The 22,419-nt window shown below is 51.6% G+C and carries 24 protein-coding genes; 14 read left to right on the forward strand and 10 right to left on the reverse strand.

Translation table 11 applies throughout. The features are described 5' to 3' along the window. The 5 genes from rsxD (at position 1) to gloA (ending at position 3,824) form a co-directional block, all read left to right on the forward strand. Positions 1-1,053, forward strand: a complete 1,053-nt coding sequence (rsxD, locus tag SIL79_RS18095) for an electron transport complex subunit RsxD (protein ID WP_162206973.1) — start codon at positions 1-3, stop codon at positions 1,051-1,053. 18 nt (positions 1,054-1,071) lie between these two features. Further along, positions 1,072-1,707 (forward strand): electron transport complex subunit RsxG, encoded by a 636-nt coding sequence (gene rsxG, locus SIL79_RS18100; RefSeq protein ID WP_189484294.1) that lies wholly within the window; start codon positions 1,072-1,074, stop codon positions 1,705-1,707. Continuing rightward, the gene (locus SIL79_RS18105) at positions 1,704-2,399 is read left to right on the forward strand and encodes an electron transport complex subunit E (protein WP_039033976.1); all 696 of its coding nucleotides are present in this window, start codon (positions 1,704-1,706) and stop codon (positions 2,397-2,399) included. The genes rsxG and SIL79_RS18105 overlap by 4 nt, the downstream gene beginning before the upstream one ends. 9 nt (positions 2,400-2,408) lie before the next feature. Further along, the gene (gene nth / locus SIL79_RS18110) at positions 2,409-3,050 is read left to right on the forward strand and encodes an endonuclease III (RefSeq protein WP_039033975.1); all 642 of its coding nucleotides are present in this window, start codon (positions 2,409-2,411) and stop codon (positions 3,048-3,050) included. Between the two features lie 363 nt (positions 3,051-3,413). Continuing rightward, positions 3,414-3,824 carry a lactoylglutathione lyase gene (gene gloA / locus SIL79_RS18115; protein ID WP_039033974.1) on the forward strand — a complete coding sequence of 137 codons (411 nt, stop codon included), beginning with the start codon at positions 3,414-3,416 and terminating at the stop codon, positions 3,822-3,824. 318 nt (positions 3,825-4,142) lie between these two features. Here gloA and SIL79_RS18120 read toward each other — a convergent pair whose 3' ends face one another. Further along, positions 4,143-4,478 (reverse strand): Grx4 family monothiol glutaredoxin, encoded by a 336-nt coding sequence (locus SIL79_RS18120; RefSeq protein WP_039033973.1) that lies wholly within the window; start codon positions 4,476-4,478, stop codon positions 4,143-4,145. A 221-nt stretch (positions 4,479-4,699) separates the two neighbouring features. Here SIL79_RS18120 and sodB point away from each other — a divergent pair, with 221 nt between their 5' ends. The 4 genes from sodB (at position 4,700) to SIL79_RS18140 (ending at position 10,338) form a co-directional block, all read left to right on the forward strand. Further along, positions 4,700-5,284 (forward strand): superoxide dismutase [Fe], encoded by a 585-nt coding sequence (gene sodB / locus SIL79_RS18125; RefSeq protein ID WP_162206974.1) that lies wholly within the window; start codon positions 4,700-4,702, stop codon positions 5,282-5,284. 266 nt (positions 5,285-5,550) lie between these two features. Continuing rightward, entirely contained in the window at positions 5,551-7,485 is a 1,935-nt protein-coding gene (locus SIL79_RS18130) for a PrkA family serine protein kinase (protein ID WP_100142661.1), read from the forward strand. 51 nt (positions 7,486-7,536) lie between these two features. Then, the gene (locus SIL79_RS18135) at positions 7,537-8,805 is read left to right on the forward strand and encodes a YeaH/YhbH family protein (protein ID WP_162206975.1); all 1,269 of its coding nucleotides are present in this window, start codon (positions 7,537-7,539) and stop codon (positions 8,803-8,805) included. A gap of 12 nt (positions 8,806-8,817) precedes the next feature. Next, the gene (locus tag SIL79_RS18140; RefSeq protein WP_162206976.1) at positions 8,818-10,338 is read left to right on the forward strand and encodes a SpoVR family protein; all 1,521 of its coding nucleotides are present in this window, start codon (positions 8,818-8,820) and stop codon (positions 10,336-10,338) included. 102 nt (positions 10,339-10,440) lie between these two features. On the opposite strand, the gene SIL79_RS18145 is transcribed toward SIL79_RS18140, so the two are convergent. The 9 genes from SIL79_RS18145 to apbC are packed head-to-tail and all read right to left on the reverse strand — an operon-like array spanning position 10,441 to position 17,413. Further along, on the reverse strand, positions 10,441-11,232 hold the full coding sequence (locus SIL79_RS18145) for a TatD family hydrolase (protein ID WP_039034016.1): 792 nt from the start codon (positions 11,230-11,232) through the stop codon (positions 10,441-10,443). A gap of 44 nt (positions 11,233-11,276) precedes the next feature. Next, entirely contained in the window at positions 11,277-11,603 is a 327-nt protein-coding gene (locus SIL79_RS18150; protein ID WP_025011164.1) for a PilZ domain-containing protein, read from the reverse strand. Positions 11,604-11,613: 10 nt separating this feature from the next. Continuing rightward, positions 11,614-12,531, reverse strand: a complete 918-nt coding sequence (holB, locus tag SIL79_RS18155; protein ID WP_162206977.1) for a DNA polymerase III subunit delta' — start codon at positions 12,529-12,531, stop codon at positions 11,614-11,616. Between the two features lie 19 nt (positions 12,532-12,550). Next, positions 12,551-13,183 (reverse strand): dTMP kinase, encoded by a 633-nt coding sequence (tmk, locus tag SIL79_RS18160; RefSeq protein WP_025887713.1) that lies wholly within the window; start codon positions 13,181-13,183, stop codon positions 12,551-12,553. After that, positions 13,183-14,190, reverse strand: a complete 1,008-nt coding sequence (gene mltG / locus SIL79_RS18165; protein WP_144361280.1) for an endolytic transglycosylase MltG — start codon at positions 14,188-14,190, stop codon at positions 13,183-13,185. The genes tmk and mltG overlap by 1 nt, the downstream gene beginning before the upstream one ends. Then, entirely contained in the window at positions 14,187-15,020 is an 834-nt protein-coding gene (gene pabC, locus SIL79_RS18170; RefSeq protein WP_144361279.1) for an aminodeoxychorismate lyase, read from the reverse strand. The genes mltG and pabC overlap by 4 nt, the downstream gene beginning before the upstream one ends. Before the next feature lie 14 nt (positions 15,021-15,034). Beyond that, positions 15,035-15,616: a dCTP deaminase gene (dcd, locus tag SIL79_RS18175; protein WP_071477180.1), complete on the reverse strand. Its 582-nt coding sequence runs from the start codon at positions 15,614-15,616 to the stop codon at positions 15,035-15,037. Between the two features lie 30 nt (positions 15,617-15,646). After that, entirely contained in the window at positions 15,647-16,285 is a 639-nt protein-coding gene (gene udk / locus SIL79_RS18180; RefSeq protein WP_039033964.1) for a uridine kinase, read from the reverse strand. A gap of 12 nt (positions 16,286-16,297) precedes the next feature. Continuing rightward, positions 16,298-17,413 (reverse strand): iron-sulfur cluster carrier protein ApbC, encoded by a 1,116-nt coding sequence (gene apbC / locus SIL79_RS18185; protein WP_039033963.1) that lies wholly within the window; start codon positions 17,411-17,413, stop codon positions 16,298-16,300. 159 nt (positions 17,414-17,572) lie between these two features. Here apbC and metG point away from each other — a divergent pair, with 159 nt between their 5' ends. The 5 genes from metG (at position 17,573) to SIL79_RS18210 (ending at position 22,415) form a co-directional block, all read left to right on the forward strand. Next, entirely contained in the window at positions 17,573-19,603 is a 2,031-nt protein-coding gene (metG, locus tag SIL79_RS18190; protein ID WP_039033962.1) for a methionine--tRNA ligase, read from the forward strand. Positions 19,604-19,754: 151 nt separating this feature from the next. Then, positions 19,755-20,180, forward strand: a complete 426-nt coding sequence (locus SIL79_RS18195; protein ID WP_071477179.1) for a DUF7079 family protein — start codon at positions 19,755-19,757, stop codon at positions 20,178-20,180. 159 nt (positions 20,181-20,339) lie between these two features. Continuing rightward, positions 20,340-21,362: a non-structural maintenance of chromosomes element 1 family protein gene (locus tag SIL79_RS18200; protein ID WP_071477178.1), complete on the forward strand. Its 1,023-nt coding sequence runs from the start codon at positions 20,340-20,342 to the stop codon at positions 21,360-21,362. Beyond that, positions 21,359-21,892 (forward strand): hypothetical protein, encoded by a 534-nt coding sequence (locus tag SIL79_RS18205; RefSeq protein WP_039033960.1) that lies wholly within the window; start codon positions 21,359-21,361, stop codon positions 21,890-21,892. The genes SIL79_RS18200 and SIL79_RS18205 overlap by 4 nt, the downstream gene beginning before the upstream one ends. A gap of 88 nt (positions 21,893-21,980) precedes the next feature. After that, positions 21,981-22,415, forward strand: coding sequence for a hypothetical protein (locus SIL79_RS18210; RefSeq protein ID WP_039033959.1), 435 nt, complete (start codon positions 21,981-21,983; stop codon positions 22,413-22,415). Positions 22,416-22,419: the final 4 nt, after the last annotated feature.

Here is a 22,419-nt window from a genome sequence, read left to right on the forward strand (position 1 = left end):
ATGGCGTTTAAAATAGCCTCCTCCCCCCATGTCAGCCGGCCGCTGCAAACCAGCACTGTGATGCAAAGGGTGCTGCTCTGCGCCCTGCCCGGCTTGGTAGTCCAGTGTGTATTTTTTGGCTGGGGCAGCCTTATTCAGTTACTGCTGGCGGTGATGGTCGCTTTGATTTCAGAGGCCGCCATCCTCAAGTTGCGCAAACGCAAGGTACTTTCGACGCTGTCGGATAACAGCGCGGCTCTAACAGCGGTTCTTATCGGTATTGCCATACCGCCGCTCGCCCCTTGGTGGATGGTGGTGATAGGCACAAGTTTTGCCATCATCATGGTAAAACAGCTGTATGGCGGTTTGGGGAACAACCTGTTCAACCCGGCCATGGCCGCCTATGTGCTGCTGTTGGTAGCCTTCCCGGTACAGATGACCAGTTGGGTTGCTCCGGCGACGGTTGCCCAGCACTCTCCGGATTTTCTCACCAGCTTGCAGGTGATTTTCGGCGCCAGCCAAGGCAGCGTTGCCGAATACTTCCAGCTCGGTATCGATGGTGTCACCATGGCGACACCGCTTGATACGCTGAAGACGGATCTCTCTATGGGAATGACCACCACCGAGAGCCTGCAAAAACCGATTTTTGCCGGCACTATCAACAGTGGCTGGTTCTGGGTCAACCTGGCCTACCTGTGCGGCGGCCTGGCGCTGTTGAAGATGAAGCTTATCCGCTGGCATATCAGTGTTGGTGTATTGGCATCGCTGTTTATCTGTAGCGGCTTTGCCTATGCGCTTGGGCCAGATACCCATGTCAGCCCGCTTATTCACCTGTTCAGTGGCGCCACCATGCTGGCGGCTTTCTTTATTGCCACAGATCCTGTAACCGCGCCCGCCAGTAACCGGGGCCGATTGATCTTCGGCGCCCTTATCGGCCTGGTGGTTTACCTTATCCGAAGCTTTGGCGGGTACCCTGACGCCTTTGCTTTTGCGGTGCTGCTGGCCAACCTGTGCGCCCCTTTGATCGACTACTATGTCAAACCCCGAGCCTATGGCCATCGTGCCGGACATTGATAGCAAGAGAGATAGACAGTGCAAAAATCCATGTTGAAAAATGGCCTGCTTTTAGGCCTGTTTGCCCTGATATGCACCGCTGTGGTGGCGGTTGTCAATGACAGTACCCGGGATGCGATTATGGCTCAGCAAAAGTTGGAGCTCAAACGCACCCTGGAGCAGATCATCCCTAATGAACTGCACGACAATCCGCTCGAGGAAAGCTGCATTCTATTGCAGGACAGAGACGCCCTGGGCACGACTCAGCCCATGCCGGCCTATATCGCTACCCAAAATGCCCAGCCAGTCGCCATTGCCATCGAAACCATAGCCCCAGATGGCTACAATGGTGAAATACGCTTGATCATAGGTATCAAGACTGACGGCACTGTGCTTGGGGTTCGCACCCTGTCGCATCAGGAAACCCCTGGGCTGGGTGACAAGATTGAGCGCAAAAAATCTGATTGGGTGGACAGCTTTATCGGCAGAAAGCTTCAGGGCAGTGATGACAAGGCCTGGCATGTGAAAAAAGACGGTGGTGAAATCGATCAGTTTACCGGGGCGACCATTACCCCCAGGGCCTACGTCAAGTCGATAAGAAATACCCTGGCCTTCTTTGAAGCCAATAAGCAGGCCCTCTTTTCGCAATCACAGACATGTGAGGCAAGCCAATGAGTTTATATCGTGATATCGCCTGGCAAGGCTTGTGGAAAAATAACCCCGGACTGGTGCAGATGTTGGGACTCTGCCCCCTGTTGGCGGTGACCTCTACCTTTACCAACGCCCTGGGGCTCGGACTCGCTACCGCAGTAGTGTTAATTGGTTCCAACACCACAGTATCCCTGGTGCGCAACTTTGTCCCCAAAGAGATCCGCATCCCCATCTTTGTGATGATCATTGCCGCACTGGTAACCGCAGTGCAGTTGCTAATCAATGCCTACGCCTACGGCCTCTACCTGTCTCTCGGTATTTTCCTGCCGCTTATCGTAACAAACTGCGTCATCATAGGCCGCGCCGAAGCCTTTGCCTCGCGTAATTCACCTATGGATGCCGCCTTTGACGGCTTGATGATGGGTATTGGCTTTACCTTGGTATTGATGGTGCTCGGTGGCGGCAGGGAAATACTGGGGCAAGGCACCCTATTTGACGGCGCCGATCTGCTTCTTGGGCCTTGGGCTGCGAGCCTGCGTATTGAAGTTTGGCAAGTCGATACCCCCTTCCTGCTGGCGATGTTGCCGCCCGGTGCCTTTTTGGGTATGGGGCTGCTGATTGCCCTGAAAAACGCAATCGACAAGAAACTCGCCGATCGTCAACCCAGAGAGCAAACTGCGCCAGTGGAACGCGCCAGGATCACCAAAGTCAACTGAGGTCATTGAGTGAACAAAGACAAGAGACGGGCGATACTCGAACGCCTGCGGGACAACAATCCTCATCCCCAGACAGAGCTGAATTATTCCAGCCCTTTTGAATTACTGGTGGCGGTAACGCTTTCGGCGCAGGCAACCGACGTCAGTGTCAACAAGGCCACTGACAAGCTGTTTCCGGTGGCCAATACCCCACAGGCTATCGCAGACCTTGGGGTTGATGGGCTGAAGGAGTATATCAAGACCATAGGGCTCTATAACAATAAGGCCATCAATGTGGTGGCACTGTCCAAGATCCTTGTCGAGCAGTACAACGGCGAAGTCCCTGAAAACCGCGAGGCGTTGGAGTCTCTGCCCGGGGTCGGCCGTAAGACGGCCAATGTGGTGCTCAACACCGCCTTTGGTTGGCCAACCATAGCGGTCGACACTCATATTTTCCGGGTCAGCAATCGCACCCGCTTTGCGCCGGGGAAAAATGTTCAGGAAGTAGAAGATAAACTGCTCAAAGTGGTGCCGGCCGAGTTCAAGGTTGACGTCCACCACTGGCTTATTCTTCACGGGCGCTATACCTGCATTGCCAGAAAGCCCCGCTGCGGCAGTTGTCTGATTGAAGATCTGTGTGAATTCAAAGAAAAAATCTATCCGGATGACTGATCCGGAAACGACAATGCCGCCCGAAGGCGGCATTGTCTTACGTATTCTTGCTCAACGCCAATCAGAACATCTGTACAATCATAGCGGCGAAAACGATTGCAATTACCAAGGTAGATCCAATAGCCATTTTCAATTCTGTAGTCATGCTTGTCTCCTGCATCCAGCTAAGATAGGGTTGACACCATTATTAATGAAGCAGACACAAATACCATGTTTATTTCATGGATTTGTGAACTGGCTATCAAGTTCGCAGCGGTCAGAGCCAATCCATTTGGGAGAGATTCTCAGTTCGCTGAATATTGCTTGATTATCCACGCTACGGAAACTCATTCAGTTTCCGCTATAGAACCAAAAGAGGTAGTAATGTCACAAGTTCTGCATACCATGCTTAGAGTGGGAAACCTTGAACGCAGCATCCATTTCTATACTGAAATCATGGGGATGAAGCTATTGCGTCAATCGGAAAATCCTGAATATAAATACACTCTGGCCTTTGTCGGATACGGCGAAGAATCAAGCGGTCAGGCCGTCATCGAACTGACCTACAACTGGGGTACAGAGCAATATGATATGGGTAATGCCTTTGGTCATATCGCCATAGGTGAAGAAGATATCTATGCTCGCTGTGAAGCCATCAGCGCAGCCGGTGGCAAAGTTATCCGTGCACCAGGCCCAGTGGCCGGTGGCAGTACTGAAATCGCTTTTGTGGAAGATCCTGACGGTTACAAAATCGAGCTCATTCAAATGAGTTCGGCTGAAAACGGCTTGGGCTAACAACGCAAATGTAAAGAAGCCATCGGCAAAGCCGGTGGCTTTTGACCTACTTCCTAAGACGGCATTGAGCTAGCTGCGCCCAACCAGGGTTATAGCCTGCTTGCAGCTGATATTTCTGGGCAGTTCTCATACAAACCGCTTTATTGTTGCCCCCTTTCATAAAATCAGCTAATGGGTGGCAGTATTTAACATAAGCGCGACGGTAAAGCCGAGAAAAACGCTCACCTCCATAGCAGGTGAATTCAGTGTGACAAAAGAAAAGGCCGGAACATCTCCGGCCTCTTGCACTGATGCGCTTATAAAGCGCTGAGATTAATCTCAGGCTTCATCCTGCTTGTACTTGGCAGCAGTTTCCTTGATCAAGGTCTGTAGCTCCCCTTTTTGGTACATCTCGGTCAGGATATCGCAACCGCCGATCAGCTCACCTTCTACCCATAGCTGAGGAAAAGTCGGCCAATTGGCATACTTGGGCAATTCAGCACGGATATCAGGATGCTGCAGAATATCAACAAACGCGAACTGCTCGCCGATATTGATCATGATCTGAGCCACCTGAGAGGAAAAACCGCAGCTGGGTAATTTGGGCGAACCTTTCATGTAAAGGATGATGGGGTTTTCAGCAATTTGCTGCTTAATTTTTTCAACAGTTTCCATTTACGTTCCTGAGTACGACACTATATTTGATTCGCTATTGTACGCGAGAGAAACGCAGAACAAAATCACACTATTTGTAAGGTTATTTAGTCATTTGATTTTTCAATGATGTCAATCTGCTCAATCACTCAAACAATGATTCACTTCACAAATTTTATCGGTACAATAGGTGGCAGTGAGCAAGTCTGAAAATGATAAACCAAGTCCATGGAGAGATACTAATGGCTTTCGAATTACCCGCATTACCATATGCCAAGAACGCACTGGAACCCCACATTTCTCAGGAAACCATCGAATACCACTACGGTAAGCACCACAACACTTACGTGGTTAAGCTGAACGGTCTGATCGAAGGCACTGAATTCGCAGACAAATCTTTGGAAGAGATAGTAAAAACCTCCAGCGGCGGTATTTTCAACAACGCAGCTCAGGTTTGGAACCACACTTTTTACTGGAATTGTCTGGCGCCTAACGGCGGCGGCGAAGCCACTGGTGCTGTAGCCGAAGCCATCAATGCTGCTTTCGGTTCTTTTGAAGCCTTCAAGACTCAGTTCACCGAGTCCGCGGTCAACAACTTTGGTAGCGGCTGGACCTGGCTGGTGAAAAAGGCGGATGGCACTGTCGCTATCGTTAACACCAGCAACGCAGCTACTCCGCTGACTGATGCTTCAGTAACCCCACTGCTGACCGTTGACGTTTGGGAACACGCTTACTACATCGACTACCGTAACGTTCGCCCTGACTACATGGCGCACTTCTGGCAGTTGCTTAACTGGGATTTTGTTAACCAAAACTTCGCCGGTTAATTCTCATCAAACTGAGTCACTGAAAAGGAGCCTGATGGCTCCTTTTTTATGGTTCACAAACACTTCCTCACCGACAAATCCAACCATCGTAAGCTCATAACGCTCCTTCACGCCACAAGTGCAACTATTGCTTTTGCAACTATTTGCCTTTGTTTTTATTTATGTTTTTTTGACATGCAACACAAATTAGTGTCTAAGATTAATGGTAGGTGACTGCCAAAGACAGTTCCCTTCCCAGACATATTTGGCGTTTCAGGGGGTTTAACATGGGCATATTTGAGCACTACCAACAGCGCTATGAGAAGAAACTCGATGAAGAATACACATTACAGGAGTTTCTCGAAATCTGTAAGCAAGATCGCAGCGCCTACGCTTCGGCAGCAGAAAGACTGCTAATCGCCATCGGTGAGCCGGAAGTGATCGACACTTCCAAAAATCAGGTTCTGAGCCGGATATTTTCCAACCGCTTAATCTCTCGCTATCCAGCGTTTAAAGACTTCTACGGCATGGAAGATGCCATAGAGCAGATAGTCTCTTACCTTAAACACTCGGCCCAAGGGCTGGAAGAATCCAAGCAGATCCTTTACCTGCTGGGACCTGTCGGTGGCGGTAAATCTTCGCTGGCAGAGAAGCTCAAGGCCTTGATGCAACAAGTGCCCATCTATATTCTCAGCGCCGATGGAGTCAGAAGTCCGGTTAACGACCACCCTTTCTGCCTGTTTGATGCCGAGGAAGATGGCAAGTTGTTGCAGGAAGAGTACCAGATCCCGACCCGTTATCTGCGCAGCATAATGTCGCCCTGGGCGGTCAAGCGCTTGCATGACTTTGGCGGCGATATCTCTCGCTTCCGAGTCGTCAAAGTGTTTCCTTCGGTGCTGGATCAAATTGCCATCGCCAAAACTGAGCCAGGAGATGACAACAACCAGGACATCTCTTCTCTGGTGGGCAAGGTCGACATTCGCCAACTGGAGCACTTTGCCCAGAATGATGCCGATGCTTACTCCTATTCAGGAGCATTGTGCCGTGCCAACCAAGGCTTGATGGAGTTTGTGGAGATGTTCAAGGCACCGATCAAGGTGCTGCACCCACTGCTGACCGCCACTCAGGAAGGAAACTATAACGGTACCGAAGGTTTATCGGCCCTGCCCTTTAACGGCATTATTCTGGCTCACTCCAACGAGTCTGAATGGAGCAGCTTTAAAAATAATAAAAACAATGAAGCCTTCCTCGACCGTGTTTATATCGTTAAGGTGCCCTACTGCCTGCGGGTGTCGGAAGAGATGCAGATTTACCGCAAGCTTATCGCCAATTCAGAACTGACCAAGGCGCCCTGTGCCCCAGGCACACTGGAGACCTTGGCTCAATTCAGCGTGCTCTCAAGGATCAAGACCCCGGAGAACTCCTCCGTCTACTCCAAGATGCGGGTCTATGACGGTGAAAGCCTTAAGGATACCGACCCCAAGGCCAAGTCTTACCAGGAATATCGTGACTATGCCGGGGTCGATGAGGGTATGCACGGACTATCGACCCGCTTCGCGTTCAAGATCCTCTCCAAGGTCTTTAACTTCGACCATTCTGAAATTGCCGCCAACCCAGTGCACCTCTTCTATGTGCTGGAGCGGCAGATAGAGCAAGAGCAGTTCCCTTCCGATACCGCAGAAAGGTATATGGAGTTTCTGAAGGGCTATCTGATCCCTAAATATGTTGAGTTTATCGGCAAGGAGATCCAGACCGCTTATCTGGAATCTTACTCGGAATATGGTCAGAACATCTTCGACCGTTATGTCACCTATGCCGACTTCTGGATCCAGGATCAGGAGTACAGAGATCCGGAAACCGGCCAACTGTTTGACCGGGCCGCACTCAACGCCGAATTGGAGAAAATAGAAAAGCCGGCCGGGATAAGTAATCCCAAAGACTTCCGCAATGAGATAGTCAACTTTGTGCTCAGGGCCAGGGCCAATAACGATGGCAACAACCCGCAATGGACCAGCTATGAGAAACTCAGAACCGTGATAGAGAAAAAGATGTTCTCAAATACGGAAGATCTCCTGCCAGTCATATCTTTCAACGCCAAGACCTCCACAGACGATCAGCGCAAACATGATGATTTCGTCAATCGTATGATGGAGAAAGGCTACACCAAGAAACAGGTGCGCCTGTTGTCCGAGTGGTACTTACGGGTACGTAAGTCTTCATAGCTGTGCCCTTTCGGGGCCTTCGGGCCCCGGTATTTGCTTTGGGAGGTGCGTATGGCGAACTTTATCGACAGGCGGTTGAATGCCAAAGGAAAGAGCACGGTTAACCGTCAGCGGTTTATTAACCGCTATAAACAACAAATTAAAAAAGCGGTCAGTGATGCCGTCACTCACCGCAGCGTCACAGATGTCGACAAGGGAGAAAAGATCAGTATCCCCACCAAGGACATCAGCGAGCCCGTGTTCCATCAAGGCCCTGGCGGCGTGCGTGAGCGAGTGCATCCGGGCAACGACCAATTTACCCGCGGCGACAAGATAGACAGGCCTCAGGGGGGCGGCGGTGGTGGCAGCGGCAAGGGCGATGCCTCGAACTCAGGCGAGGGTCAGGATGACTTTGTATTTCAAATCTCCAAAGATGAATACCTCGAGCTCTTGTTTGAAGATCTTGAGTTGCCCAACCTGCAAAAAAACCGCCTGAACAAACTGGTGGAATATCAAACTTACCGAGCCGGTTACACCAATGATGGTGTGCCCTCCAATATCAATATCGTCCGTTCTTTGAGATCGTCTCTGGCGCGGCGCACCGCCATGTCTGCAGAAAAGAAGCGGCGACTGCTGGAGCTGGAAAACGAACTGGCAGAGCTGGAAAACACCCCGGGAGCCAGTGCCGAGCGGATTTTGCAACTCAAAGAGGAGATTGAGGAGCTTAAACAGCGCATCGCCAAGGTCCCCTTTATTGACACTTTCGATCTGCGCTACAACAACTTTGCCAAACGGGAAGTGCCCACCAGTCAAGCGGTGATGTTCTGTCTTATGGATGTCTCCGGCTCCATGGATCAGGCCACCAAGGATATGGCCAAACGCTTTTATATATTGTTGTACCTGTTTCTAACCCGCACTTACAAGAATCTAGAGGTCGTCTATATCCGTCATCACACCCAGGCCAAAGAAGTGGATGAACATGAGTTTTTCTACTCTCAGGAGACAGGCGGCACCATAGTTTCCAGTGCGCTGAAACTGATGCACGAAATTCAACAGGAACGCTATCCGGCCAATGAATGGAATATCTATGCCGCCCAGGCATCCGATGGCGACAACTGGGCAGATGACTCGCCCACCTGTTATCAGATCCTCGAAACACAACTGCTACCCGTAGTACGCTATTTCAGTTACATAGAAATCACCAACAGGGCGCACCAGACGCTCTGGCGTGAATATGAAACCCTGCAAAAACAATTCGATAATATGGCGGTACAACATATTCGCCAGGCGGAGGATATCTATCCCGTCTTCCGCGAATTGTTCAAGAAGCAGGCGGTTTAAGGGGAAGCGATTATGAGCAAAATGAAAACACGCCAGCCACTGAGCGACGGGCCTGAATGGACTTTTGAGCTGCTGGAAACCTATGAAAAGGAAATCGCCCGGGTCGCGGAGCATTATCGTCTTGGGACCTATCCCAATCAGATAGAGGTGATCACCGCCGAGCAGATGATGGACGCCTACGCCAGCATTGGGATGCCCATAGGGTACACTCACTGGTCCTTCGGTAAGCGTTTTATTGAAACCGAGCAGGGTTATAAGCGCGGCCAGATGGGGCTGGCTTATGAGATAGTCATCAACTCCAACCCCTGTATCGCCTATCTGATGGAAGAAAACACCCTCACCATGCAGGCCTTGGTGATAGCTCACGCCAGCTTTGGCCACAACAGTTTCTTCAAAAACAACTACCTGTTCCGCACCTGGACAGATGCCGGTTCCATCATTGATTATCTTGTCTTTGCCAAGCAATACATCAGTGAATGCGAGCGTAAATATGGCATAGATGAGGTGGAAAACTTGTTGGACTCCTGCCACGCCTTAATGAATTATGGCGTCGACCGCTACAAGCGCCCAACAGAAATCTCGTTTCGTGAAGAGCAGGCGCGCCAGAAAGAGCGCGAGGCCTATCTGCAAACCCAGGTCAACGACTTGTGGCGCACCATCCCTTCACAGCAGACCAAGGAGGAAGCCAAACAGCAAAAACGTTTTCCGTCAGAGCCACAGGAAAACATTCTCTACTTTATCGAAAAACATGCTCCATTGCTGGAGCCCTGGCAACGGGAACTGGTGCGTATCGTACGCAAGATGGGGCAGTATTTTTACCCGCAACGTCAAACCCAGGTAATGAACGAGGGCTGGGCCACCTTCTGGCATTACACCCTGCTCAATCATCTCTATGACGAAGGCTTGGTCACCGACAGATTTATGTTGGAGTTTTTACAAAGTCACACCAATGTGGTGGCTCAGCCCCCCTACAACAGCCCTTATTACAACGGCATTAACCCCTATGCCCTGGGATTCAATATGTTCTGCGACATTCGCCGCATCTGCGAACAGCCAACTGAAGAAGATAGATATTGGTTCCCGGATATCGCCGGCAGCGATTGGCTGAAAACGCTACATTTTGCCATGGAAAACTTCAAGGATGAGAGCTTCATCAGCCAGTATCTTTCCCCCACCATGATCCGCAAGTTCAAGCTGTTTGGTGTGCTCGATGATGAAAGCAAAAACTATCTGTCGGTATCTGCCATTCATGATGAACAGGGATACCGGGAGATCAGGCAAATTTTGTCTTCACAATATAATCTGTCCAACAATGAGCCCAATATTCAGGTACACAATGTTATGGTCAATGGCGATCGCTCGCTGACACTGAGGTATATCCCCAGTAACGGCATTCCTCTGGCAGACAGTTGCCGGGAAGTACTCAAACACCTGCATAGATTGTGGGGATTTGATGTAACCCTGGAGCAGAAAGAGGATGACGGCGAGATCAGAGTACTGGCCTCTTGTCCTGACAAAGGCGAATATATCTGACCGTCATCTGAGTAGGTTGTCCCACCTTGCCTCACAGGCCATTTACTCACAACGCAAAACAGAAGCTCCTGCTATACGCAAGAGCCTTTCTGTTTCATTGAGTTAGCTTCTACCTGTTAGTTTAGCGGCATCCTTAAACAGGGTAAAAAAGTTATCTGTGGTGTATTGGGCCAACTCTTCAAAGGACTCACCTCTGAGCTCGGCAACAAACTCGGCGACATCACGAACAAAGGCCGGCTGATTCTCTTTTCCCCGGTGAGGCACGGGTGCCAGATAAGGCGAATCGGTTTCGACCAGCAGCCTGTCTTTGGGGATTTTACGGATAACACTTCGTAGCTCACCGGCATTTTTAAAGCTGACGATACCGGAAACCGAAATATAAAAGCCCAGATCCATCGCCGCCTTGGCCATTTCCCAGTTCTCGGTAAAGCAGTGCAGTACCCCGCCGCACTGTTCAGCGCCACCGTTCTTCAATATGGCTATGGTGTCTTCTCTGGCATCCCGGGTATGAACAATCAAAGGCTTGGCCACTTCTCTTGCCAGCGCCACTTGTTGCTCAAAGCATTGTTGCTGCAAGGCCTTGGTATCATCGGCATAGAAATAATCCAGCCCTGTCTCGCCAATGGCCACAACTTTCGGGTCGGCGGCATAACGCTTGAGTTCATTGAGATCCAATCCCTCTTTCACATCCAGAGGATGCACCCCGGAAGACAGGAACACCTGCTCAAACCCGGCGACTTTGGCCTTCATCTCTGCAAAACCTTTTTGCCGGACATTGACGCAAAGAAAATAGTCTACCCCCCGAGCCTTGGCGGCATCGAGCAACTGACTGAGACTGTCGGGATCCGGCGCGGCTTTGAGGCGGTCGAGATGGCAATGGGAATCAACTAACACTTGAACATCCACCCAAAATAGAAAAGGACGGCAAGGATAGCGCCCTACATAGTGCAGGTCAAATCGCCCGAGGCCAGCTCTCTGGAGAGGAGTTTTTCGATATGATGCTTGTGTGATTCGGGATCCGAGAGAATTTTAACCCCTATTCCGGCCGGCCGTCCTCCGGAAGCGCCGAGCGGGTTAATCCACACCACGACCCCCTGAAACTCATTGACATGAGTGGAGCCCGGCAAACGATAACCTATCTGGATCTCCTGACCGAGGAAATGCCCCTCGGTCGTTGCCACAAACAGGCCCGCCGGCTGAATAAAAGGCATGTAAGCACGATACAACTGGTGCAGGGTGTCAAAATTCACTGTCAGATCGACCATAGGATACTTTTTAAGTTTTCAGTCTCTTATATTCTAAGACATAATTCTGGCAAAGCGCCAAGTAGTTGACACTCGGCATCTGGCTCAGACGATTACAGGTATCCATCACCTTGGCAGCCAGGGTCGCTATTCGCGTCCGTAGCAAGGGGTCCTCCCCTTCGGTGGTTAACAGCTCTCTATGCAACACCAAGTATAAAACTCTAAGTACATCAGAGATTTGTTCTTCACCTACTGCTAACAAACTAGCACAGAGATGACCCGTTAACAAACTGGCGCGCCAATCGCGGCGATAATCCAATAAGGTCTGGTATCTGTCAGATTGCAAAACCTCTGCCAATTTTAGCGGCCCGCCGACGACGGGCAAACACCAGGTAACATCGGCCGGCAGCGGCAATTGCTGCGCCAACCAGGACTGAATGGCACTCTTGTCCGGCAGTTTTACCTGCACTCTCTGACAACGACTGGATATGGTCGGCAGCAGCCCGGCGGTGCTGTCGGTCTGTAGAATAATCAGCGTCCCCTGCCCCGGCTCTTCCAGGGTTTTCAACAGTGCATTAGCCGCAGCTTGATTGAGGCGCTCGCTTTGGGCGATAAGCGCCACACGCTGCCCTCCTTGCTGGGCCGTGGAGGTCAGATCCTGACAAAGCGTCCGCACCTGATCCACTTTAATCTGTTTACCATCGGCTTCGAGAAGATGAAAATCGGGATGATTGCCGGCGAGCAGCAGTTGGCAGCTCTTGCAATGACCGCACTCTCCCCAAGCTGTGGGTTCGCTGCACAGGGCCGCCGCGGCTATCTCTTCGGCAAGCTTCAGGCCGCCATAGCCCTGGGAAAGCCCCAGCAGCAAGGCATGAGGCATCTGAGCCGAGTGCAGTTGCTGCATAAAACGGGCTTTGGCGTCACTCAACCAGGGCATGTCCACTTTCATCACTCCTTATACCGCGTGCTTACCAATCTTTGGTTTGCAACACAGCCAGAATATCTTTATGTACTTCGGCCATGCTCTGACTGGCGTCGATAACCGCTATGCTGTCGTCCTGTTGTGCCAGGCTCAGATAGGTGGCACGGGTGCGTTCAAAGAAGGCCAGTTCCTGCTGCTCGATTCGATCCAGCTCACCACGGTTGGCGGCGCGGGTTAGCCCAAGGCTTGGCTCTATGTCGAGATATAGGGTCAAGTCTGGTTTAAAATCCCCAAGGGTGGCGGCACTGACTGCGCTGACCAATGGCATCAAACCTCGACCACCGCCCTGATAAGCCAGGGACGACAGGTTGTGTCTGTCGCCGAGTACCCAACTGCCCTCGGCCAGTGCCGGCTTGATCACTCGGGCCACCAGTTGCGCCCTGGCGGCATACAGCAGCAGACATTCAGATTCATCACACAGAGGGTCGCTTGCATCGGCCACCTTCACCAAGTCGCGGATCTTCTCCGCCAACGGGGTACCGCCCGGCTCACGGGTACAGACAGGTGCCTTACCGGTATGTTTTTCGATAAAGTCTCGCACCAATGCGATGGCGCTGGACTTACCGGCGCCTTCCAGGCCCTCGATAACGATAAATTTTGCAGTGGCTTTTTGTGGCATTATCTCTTTCTCTGATACTGGTTCACGGCGCGGTTATGTTCGGCCAGTGTACGGGAAAATATATGACTGCCGTCATTGCGGGAAACGAAGTAGAGGTACTCTACGGCTTCCGGGTGTGCGGCCGCCAGCAAGGCTTCCCGCCCGGGCGCGGCAATAGGCGTTGGCGGCAGCCCAAAAATACGATAGGTGTTAAATGGCGTTTCTTCACGCAGATCTTTACGGGTGATATTGCCATCAAAGCGCTCACCCATGCCGTAAATTACGGTGGGATCTGTCTGCAAACGCATGCCTTTTTTCAAGCGATTGACAAATACCGCCGCTATTTTGCCGCGCTCCTCTGCCAGGCCAGTTTCCTTTTCTATAATGGAAGCCAGGATCAAGAGTTCATAGGGACTCTTGAGCGGAATACTCTGATCCCGCTGCTGCCAGATACTCTCCAACTGTTGCTGCATCTTGATAAAGCTTTGGGTCAACAGGGTATTGAGCTCAGTGCCGGCACGATACTGATAGGTATCCGGGAAAAATTTGCCTTCCGGCAAGCCGCTGCTATCCCCTTGGGCTTCGAGCACATCGATAAACGGCTCGTCGCTGACTTTTAGATGCACCAGGGTCTGCAGATACGCTTGCCACTCACGAATTGTCTTGCCCTCTACCAGCGTCAGGGTAAAGGTCTTCTCATCACCGGCCACCAGCCGCTCCAGCAAAGACACAGGTGTGTCGCCGGGTTCAATCTGGTAAAGACCGCTGCGAATGGCGGTCGTCTGCGGGTATAGCTTACCCCAAAGCTTCCAGTGCCAGTCAAACTCCAACAGCTGCTGATTTTGCAACTCTTGCCCCAACTGGTAAAAGGAGGTGCCTCGTTTCAGCAGCAGCTCTCTGGGTTCATCCAGCTTAAGCTCGGTGGCCGCAAAGCGGTTGAGTTCGCTATAACCCCAAAAACCGACGCCCAGTGCCAAAGTCATCAGGGTAAACACAAAGGCCAGGGCCGCAACTAAGCATTTTTTCATAATTGGATAGCAAGTGCCTTGCGAAGAGGTGTGCTGCCGGGCCAGAGTTCAAAGCTTTGCTGATCCACAGCAATAACATCGACCAAACCCAACAGACTGTTACTGATAAAGAGGTGCCGCGCCCGTTGCAGCATCTCTGTGTTGATAGGACACAACTGCACATCTATGCCCTGGTCGAGCAAGGCCACAATCAACTGCTGTCGCATCACTCCGGAGACACCGCAGTAATTCATGGCCGGTGAATATGCCGTCAGTTTACCTTGCTCATTAGGTAGTAGCAGAAACAGATTGGCCATCGAGGATTCGAGCAGTAAATCGTCGCAGTCCAGTACCAGCCAATCATCAAAACCTTCAGGCAATAACTGCGTCTTGATAAGCACCTGTTCCAGACGGTTGAGGTGTTTAATGCCGGCAAGCCTAGGCTGTTTGCCAAGCCTGATGGATGAGGTCTTGAGGGCAATCCCTTTTTGCTGCCAATCTGGGTAATGCGCCGGCAATGGCGCCAGGCTGATGACTTCGGTGACTAAAGCGTCTGCCGACGGCGTATAACCACGTCCCCCCTCTCCCCGGGTGAGCTGCAACTTAAGGCAGCTATGGGGATTGGCGGCGGCGATACGCTTGAGGCTTGAGCGCAAGGCATCCGATGCCTGCCAGACAAAACCCAAACGCAGCGCCCCCTGAGTCAAGCGGGCAAGATGTTCATTCAGAAAGGCTATCTGTCCCTTACCATCTACCGCCATGGTTGCAAACAGGCCATCACCATAGGTAAAGCCTCGATCGCGAACGCAGACGCTATCCTGCTCTTTTCCCTGAACCCAGACACCACTCATGCGCAATCCAGGGCTCAGTCCTGGCTGATCCGACTGGCGACCGCATCCTGCTGATCGCGATACTTGGCGTTCTTGCGGGTATTGTAGGGTCTGGCCACAGGACGAGACAGGCGCTCAAAGTTCAGTGCCCCTATGGTCATCATGGGACGAAGTGCCAGCGGTAATTTACCGCTGTTGTAAAACTCAAGCACAATCCGCCCCTGCCAGCCCGGATCGATACGGTGCGCCGTCACGTGCACCATCAAGCCCAGACGCGCCAGTGATGAACGACCATCAAGCCAACCGACTATGTCGGAAGGCAGGTGAACACTCTCATAGGTCACCGCCAATGCCAGCTCGCCCGGATGCAGAAAGAAGGCTTCGCCATCGGCGATATCAATCTGCTCGCTCATCACTCTATCCAGCGCGGCCTGCACTTCGGCCTTGGGACCACTGAGATCTATATAAGGCGCAGTGTGATCCTTGAACACCCGAAACTGGTTACCCAGACGCACATCAACACTCACGCCACTGATGGCCTCTATGCCGGGACGGGGATCTATGACTATGCTGCCCTCGTCCAGACATTGTTCAATTTCGATATCAGTTAATCGCATCTCGCCTTCTAGCTCCCTGGATACTTGTGGTTATTTCGCCAGCAAATGCTGGATTCTGGCCTTGAGAATATCGGTGGCAATCCGGTTCTTGCCGCCCTTTGGCACTATGATGTCGGCATACTGCTTTGAGGGTTCGATAAACTGCAGAAACATGGGTCTTACCGTTTTCTGGTACTGGCTGATAACAGACTCCATGGTGCGGCCTCGCTCGGCCACATCACGGGTCAGACGTCGCAGCAGACAGATATCCAGCGGTGTATCCATAAACACGCTGGCATCCATCAGTTCACGCAGCTTAGGGTCGGTCAACAGCAGAATACCTTCGAGAATGATGACCTTTTTAGGGGTCATCTTCAAGGTATCGCTGGTGCGGGTATGCTCGGCGTAGCTATAGCAGGGAATGTCCACTGCTTGCCCCTGCTTGAGCGCTACCAGGTGAGTGCTGAGCAGTTCATGGTCCAACGCCTTGGGATGGTCGTAGTTGGTCTTGACCCTCTCCTCCATGGACATATGGCTCTGATCCCGATAGTAGGCATCCTCATTGATAACCCCTATCTGATCTGTCCCTAAGTCTCGGCATAGCTCTTCAAATATGGTCTTGGCGATCAAACTTTTACCTGACGCCGAAGCCCCTGCTATCCCGATAACGACACACTGTGGCGAATTCATGCTGCGAAAACCTTACTCATCATCTGCTATTGCGATTGAAATACCGCTGTGATTCTTTTGTTTTGCCAGTTGGGCACCCACACGGCGAGCGATATCCCGGTAAATGCCGGCAACTTCACCCTCAGGCGCGGCCACCACAGTCGGCTCACCGTTATCCATATCCTCACGGATATTGATATGCAGAGGTAAGGCACCCAGCAAAGGCACTTGATAACGCTCGGCTATCTTGCTGCCACCATGAGTACCGAAAGGATGCTCTTTATGACCACAGGCAGGACACAGATGGAAACTCATATTTTCCACAATACCGACGACGGGGATGTTCACCTTCTGGAACATGGTGATACCTTTCTTGGCATCGGCCAGGGCGATATCCTGAGGCGTTGTGACTATCACGGCGCCGCTGACCGGCACTTTCTGCGACAGGGTAAGTTGGATATCCCCTGTGCCCGGAGGCATGTCAATCATCAGGTAATCCAGCTCAGGCCATTGGGTTTCATTGAGCAGTTGCGCCAAAGCGCCAGCGGCCATAGGGCCACGCCATACGGCGGCCTGATCATCGGTCAGCATGAAACCAATACTCTGGGCGCTGATACCGTGAGCCGTGGCGGCTGTCATATGCACGCCATCGGGGGATACAGGTCTGAATGTCGGGATCCCCAGCATCAATGGAATGGAGGGGCCATAGATATCGGCATCCAAAATACCCACCCGGGCGCCTTCTGCCGCCAGGGCCAAGGCCAGGTTAACCGCTGTGGTAGACTTACCCACACCACCCTTACCGGAAGCAACGGCAATCACCTGCTTCACGTTGGGAATAGGGGCAATATTGCCAAGGGCCGAGTAGCTGAAAGGCTCAAAGCCAATCTCGCACTCCACCTCGTCGATGGCATCGAGCTTGGACAACTCATTGGTCAGCGCAATCACAGTATCGCGATATTGGGTCTGACAAGGATATGGATACAAGATGGTCAGCAGCAGCCTTTTACCATCCAAATCCAACTTACGAATACAACCGGCATCGACTAAACCCTGGGCCAGGTATGGATCCTGAAACGCATTGAGAATGGCAAGAACCGGACCGAGCAGATCGTCACTGAGACGATAGTCCTGAGAAGCAGAAGACAAAACGCAATCCCCTTTTGATAAATTTCGCCAAGTGTACCAGATAATGATGCGATTATTAGAGTAGAATTAACTCACTCATGTCAGGTTTTGATGAAAAAGCCGGATTAATCGGTTAGTATCTATGCCATTCTTTCAGGGCCTAGATTTAACAGAGAAAAGATGGCAACTACACAACGTAAAATCCTTGTTACCAGCGCGCTTCCATATGCCAACGGTCCCATTCACCTGGGCCACATGCTCGAGTACATACAGACAGATATCTGGTCCCGCTTTCAAAAACTTCGTGGCCATGAGTGTCATTATATCTGTGCCGATGATGCCCACGGTACACCTATCATGCTCAAGGCCCAGCAGATGGGGATCCAACCCGAAGAGATGATCGCCAAGGTCAATCAAGAGCATCAGCAGGATTTTGCCGAGTTCAATATTGCCTTTGACAATTATCACAGCACCCACAGCGAAGAGAACCGCCAGCTGGCCAACGAGATCTACCTCAAACTGCGCGATAACGGCTATATCAAGAGCAAGACTATTTCCCAGCTGTTCGATCCGGAAAAGTCCATGTTCCTGCCGGACAGATTCGTCAAGGGCACCTGCCCCAAGTGTAAGTCTGAAGACCAATACGGCGACAACTGCGACGCCTGTGGCGCCACCTACAGCCCAACCGAGCTGATCAATCCGCGCTCTGCGGTATCCGGTGCCACCCCGGTCATGAAAGAGACAGAGCACTTCTTCTTCGATCTGCCTGCCTTTGAAACCATGCTCAAAGAGTGGACCCATTCAGGGTCATTGCAGAGTGAAATGGCCAACAAGCTGGATGAATGGTTCGAGCAAGGCCTGCAGCAGTGGGATATCACCCGTGATGCGCCCTACTTTGGCTTTGAGATCCCCGATGCGCCGGGCAAATACTTCTACGTTTGGCTCGATGCGCCTGTGGGCTACATGGGTTCATTCAAGAACCTCTGCGACAAGCGCCCGGAGCTGGACTTTGACGAGTTCTGGAATGCCGACTCAAAAGCTGAGGTGTATCACTTCATCGGCAAAGACATAGTCTATTTCCATAGTCTATTCTGGCCGGCCATGCTCAAAGGCGCCGGCTACCGTCAGCCAAGCAGTGTCTATGCCCACGGCTATGTCACGGTCAACGGCGCCAAAATGTCCAAGTCCAAGGGCACCTTTATCAAGGCCCGTACTTACCTGGATCATCTGGATCCTGAATATCTGCGCTACTACTATGCCGCCAAGCTCTCCAGCCGCATTGACGATCTGGACCTGAACCTGGAAGACTTTGCCGCCAGAGTCAACTCGGATCTGGTCGGTAAGCTGGTTAACCTGGCAAGCCGCACCGCCGGCTTTATCGTCAAGCGTTTTGACGCCAAACTGGCCAAAGTGGAAGACAACAGCCTGGCCGAATCCTTTCTGGCCAAACAGGAGCTGATCGCCGAGCTGTATGAAGGTCGCGAATACGGCAAGGCGATGCGTGAAATCATGGCGCTGGCCGATGTCGCCAACGCTTACGTTGCCGATGAAGCTCCTTGGCAATTGGTGAAAAACGAAGAAACCTTGGCCCGCGCCCATCAGGTATGCTCAGTGGCGCTGAATTTGTTCCGTATTCTGGTGACTTATCTTAAGCCGGTACTGCCGCGCTTGGCCGCCGATGTTGAAGCCTTCCTCAAGCTGGAACTCAGCTGGAGCGGCTTGGCAATGGATATGGCCGGTCACCAAATCAATCCGTTCAAGCCTATGATGCAACGTATCGAGCTCGATAAAGTGAGCGCCATGGTGGAAGCCTCCAAGGAAAGCCTCAAAGCAACCGAAGACACCCCCAAGGCCAGTGGTCCATTGGCGGATGACCCTATCAGCCCAACCATAGAGTTTGACGACTTTGCCAAGCTGGATCTGCGGATTGCGCTTATCAAGAAGGCCGAGCATGTCCCTGAAGCCAACAAGCTGCTCAAATTACAGCTAGATCTCGGCGGCGAAACCCGTCAGGTATTTGCCGGTATCAAGTCGGCTTATGCGCCGGAAGATCTCGAAGGCAAACTGACAGTAATGGTGGCCAACCTGGCTCCTCGCAAGATGCGCTTCGGCCTGTCTGAGGGCATGGTGCTGGCCGCGGGCCCTGGTGGTAAAGAACTGTGGATCCTTGAGCCCCATGAAGGTGCTCAGCCGGGCATGAGAGTCAAATAAACTCACATCCATAAATCCCCCTAAGGCCACTTCCGTGGCCTTTTTATTGGATCTACCCAGCTAAATTAGCAATTAGAGCTTGATAACTTGATGTCTCTGATGCCTTTGGTTACCCTCTGTGCATAAATAACAGCCCTAAAGGAAGGATCCTATGGCTGAATCCCCCTTCCATATCATGCTGGAGGAAACCGCAAAACTCCCCATCCGCCAAGCGGTATGGAGCGCAATGTCGGATTTGTTTCTCGATACCGATGTCACTCTGCACTACCCCGGCATTATCCGGGTATGTGCTCTTTCTCCTTATTCCCTAAAAGAACTGGAGCATATTCTGTATCGGGAAGTTGCGCCTGTTTGTGGCCCCAATTTATTCGACGTCTGTGGTGAGTGGGCGGGCTTCGATGAACAATGGCTCAAGGAGCAAATCTTACTGCGACTCAACAGTTCTCCCTGTCTTTGGCAAAGAGTAAAGCTGCACTTGGCAGAACGAATGTTCAATGATTATTTAACACCTCACTGGCAACTGCTATCGACACAGATTCATAGTAGGCGCAATAACACACTCGCTGACAAGCTTTGAAATAATATTGAATCAATTTTATGCAAGCTGTTGCATATATTAATATTTTTTTCAAAAAAACACTCAATGTCTGGTTTTTTATCTCAACTTTCGTGTTAAGGTTTGCGCCGTCTTTCACGACATAAACCTCCAGCCTAAACAGATAAGTAAGATCCAACCGTGGCCCATACAAATAGCCTTCCAGCCCCTTTGAATATTCTGCTGCCCATGCGTCGTTATCGGTTGAGCTTTCGTCATCAGCAGTTGGAAATCCTGGGTAAGGTCTCACGCTTTTTACTGCAGTCTTTTACCTTATACGGCGTAACTCAGGAACAGATCCAGCAAGTTACCGCACTGACAAGCTCACAACTAACGCCACTGCTGGAACGTTTATGTGCGCTCGGCTGGCTGGAAGATGACCTGCGCCAATTAACCCCACAAGGGAGTCAGATGGCGCTGGCTTGTGAACTGACTGAGCTGAGCTTTGTGCTGTGGCTTGATGTGATGGATCCACAACTCAATCCCGTTTGGTGCCACGATGAACAGCTGTTATTGAAAAACAACCCCTCCGAACCCTGGATGACCTTGAGAGAGTACGAAACAGACTGGAATATTCAGCAGGTGCTGCAACAGCAAAGACTGAACCGCCGACTGGCCTCCAGCCTGGAAAATCAAGGGGAGCTAACCGAGCTGATGCAACAGCTTTGTCCGGCCAAGTATCACAGGATGTTGCAGGAGCAGCGTACTGCCTGGCAGCCACAGCTTGAGATTATCGGCGATGAAACAGAGCTTCGTTATGCCTGGGTCGAGCTTGATAGCGAAACATCATTAACTTCGGAAAAACGCGGCACACTGCTATTAAAAGCACCGGTGCTCGAATATCAGGCCAATTACACAGTGCCGCCCCTGCTCGACTCAGCACTGGCAAGTCCCCCAACCAGTCAACTCCACTTGTGCCAGTTGAGCGGCGCCGTTATCAACACCAGCGAGCGAGTCGAGGGCAACGCTAGTTGGCCCAAGAGCGCTGAAAAGCCCATAAGCGAACTGTTGCAAGTCATCGCCGCGAAAGAGCAGCCCCTTGATACCGGCATTAGTCGTCACATCACTCTGAACCAGAACCTGCGCCCGCTGCGACTCGACAAGCCGCAGCTGATGACGGCACTCAAGGCACAATTTGAAACCTCGTTGGAGCCAAACCAATGAAAACTGTTTCACTGTTTGCCAGTAAGACCCTGGAAGTCGGCAGTGCCCGGCAAGCGAGGCTCTACCAGGCTGGCCGAATAGGTTATCAACTGATGCGCGGCGCCAAAGGGGTTAACCCTGTCTTGGTGTGGGTCGATGCCGCCATTTCTGTACTGGACTGCCTCAACTCCTATTTTAAGCTGCAGCGTGCCAAAGAAGTCACCGAGCAGTTGCAAGCTCAAAAACGTACGTTGCAGCATCAACTCAAAAACCTCAGCAAACAGATGGCACTGGAGCAAACGCTCTGGCAAATGGAGGCCGAGGAACGCATGACACTGCTGCAACACAGATTACAGCACGACAATCAACTGACGACTCAACTTGTCACAGAGCTGCAAAGTCGCCGCCAGAGTCTGGAGATCTTTCTTGGACAGTTGCAACACCTGAGAAGTACCGCGCGCCGTGAGTGCCCAGAGCTCAGACGACTCAGCAGACTGACCGATGAGTTAATGAAGGCACAACTCTTGTGCTTGGTCGGCGCTTTTGAGTAACACCAAGCTTAGTTAAAGATTTGCGATTCACTATCATCAACCCTATTCACCTAAATCAGGGCTATTGAAGTTCAGAGGGCATACACAAATGAAAACTCCCAGCCGTATTGGCACCAAGTCCCCAGCCAAAGCACAAAGCAAAACCCCGGAGCTAAGCGGCGCAGAAGTCGTTGCACTAGCCAAAGAAGCGGTCAGTGCTTATCAGAGTTACAACCAACTGGAAACTGCCAGAGCGGAAACTGAAAGAGTCAAAGCCGAAGCATTAAAAGAGATAGAGCTGTCCGACAACGAATTACGTCAGGCACAACTCAAACATCAGGAGCGCTGTCAGGAAATCGCCCTCGACAGGCTCAAGGCCGACAATGAACATCAACTCAATGAACAGGCCCACCAACGCTGGCAGCAGGATCATCAAAGTCGCGAGCAGACGATTGAGATTTTGCGCCGTAAGGTGAGTTTGGGTGAAGCCAGCGATGAAGAATATCAGCTGCTGCAACTGCTGCATAAATTGCCAAACCTTTAATCCA

Origin of the sequence: Shewanella indica, assembly GCF_033842865.1 — a bacterium.
GTDB lineage: Bacteria > Pseudomonadota > Gammaproteobacteria > Enterobacterales > Shewanellaceae > Shewanella > Shewanella indica.

What these genes read in the sequence shown, in the direction of transcription:
- dcd (WP_071477180.1), bottom strand. Translation starts at nt 15,616, where the DNA reads ATGCGATTAACTGATATCGAAATTGAACAATGTCTGGACGAGGGCAGC.
- mltG (WP_144361280.1), bottom strand. Translation starts at nt 14,190, where the DNA reads ATGAAAAAATGCTTAGTTGCGGCCCTGGCCTTTGTGTTTACCCTGATG.
- SIL79_RS18130 (WP_100142661.1), top strand. Translation starts at nt 5,551, where the DNA reads ATGGGCATATTTGAGCACTACCAACAGCGCTATGAGAAGAAACTCGAT.
- rsxD (WP_162206973.1), top strand. Translation starts at nt 1, where the DNA reads ATGGCGTTTAAAATAGCCTCCTCCCCCCATGTCAGCCGGCCGCTGCAA.
- pabC (WP_144361279.1), bottom strand. Translation starts at nt 15,020, where the DNA reads ATGAGTGGTGTCTGGGTTCAGGGAAAAGAGCAGGATAGCGTCTGCGTT.
- gloA (WP_039033974.1), top strand. Translation starts at nt 3,414, where the DNA reads ATGTCACAAGTTCTGCATACCATGCTTAGAGTGGGAAACCTTGAACGC.
- SIL79_RS18210 (WP_039033959.1), top strand. Translation starts at nt 21,981, where the DNA reads ATGAAAACTCCCAGCCGTATTGGCACCAAGTCCCCAGCCAAAGCACAA.
- SIL79_RS18150 (WP_025011164.1), bottom strand. Translation starts at nt 11,603, where the DNA reads ATGGTCGATCTGACAGTGAATTTTGACACCCTGCACCAGTTGTATCGT.
- sodB (WP_162206974.1), top strand. Translation starts at nt 4,700, where the DNA reads ATGGCTTTCGAATTACCCGCATTACCATATGCCAAGAACGCACTGGAA.
- SIL79_RS18120 (WP_039033973.1), bottom strand. Translation starts at nt 4,478, where the DNA reads ATGGAAACTGTTGAAAAAATTAAGCAGCAAATTGCTGAAAACCCCATC.
- SIL79_RS18105 (WP_039033976.1), top strand. Translation starts at nt 1,704, where the DNA reads ATGAGTTTATATCGTGATATCGCCTGGCAAGGCTTGTGGAAAAATAAC.
- SIL79_RS18135 (WP_162206975.1), top strand. Translation starts at nt 7,537, where the DNA reads ATGGCGAACTTTATCGACAGGCGGTTGAATGCCAAAGGAAAGAGCACG.
- holB (WP_162206977.1), bottom strand. Translation starts at nt 12,531, where the DNA reads ATGAAAGTGGACATGCCCTGGTTGAGTGACGCCAAAGCCCGTTTTATG.
- tmk (WP_025887713.1), bottom strand. Translation starts at nt 13,183, where the DNA reads ATGCCACAAAAAGCCACTGCAAAATTTATCGTTATCGAGGGCCTGGAA.
- metG (WP_039033962.1), top strand. Translation starts at nt 17,573, where the DNA reads ATGGCAACTACACAACGTAAAATCCTTGTTACCAGCGCGCTTCCATAT.
- SIL79_RS18140 (WP_162206976.1), top strand. Translation starts at nt 8,818, where the DNA reads ATGAGCAAAATGAAAACACGCCAGCCACTGAGCGACGGGCCTGAATGG.
- udk (WP_039033964.1), bottom strand. Translation starts at nt 16,285, where the DNA reads ATGAATTCGCCACAGTGTGTCGTTATCGGGATAGCAGGGGCTTCGGCG.
- SIL79_RS18195 (WP_071477179.1), top strand. Translation starts at nt 19,755, where the DNA reads ATGGCTGAATCCCCCTTCCATATCATGCTGGAGGAAACCGCAAAACTC.
- SIL79_RS18205 (WP_039033960.1), top strand. Translation starts at nt 21,359, where the DNA reads ATGAAAACTGTTTCACTGTTTGCCAGTAAGACCCTGGAAGTCGGCAGT.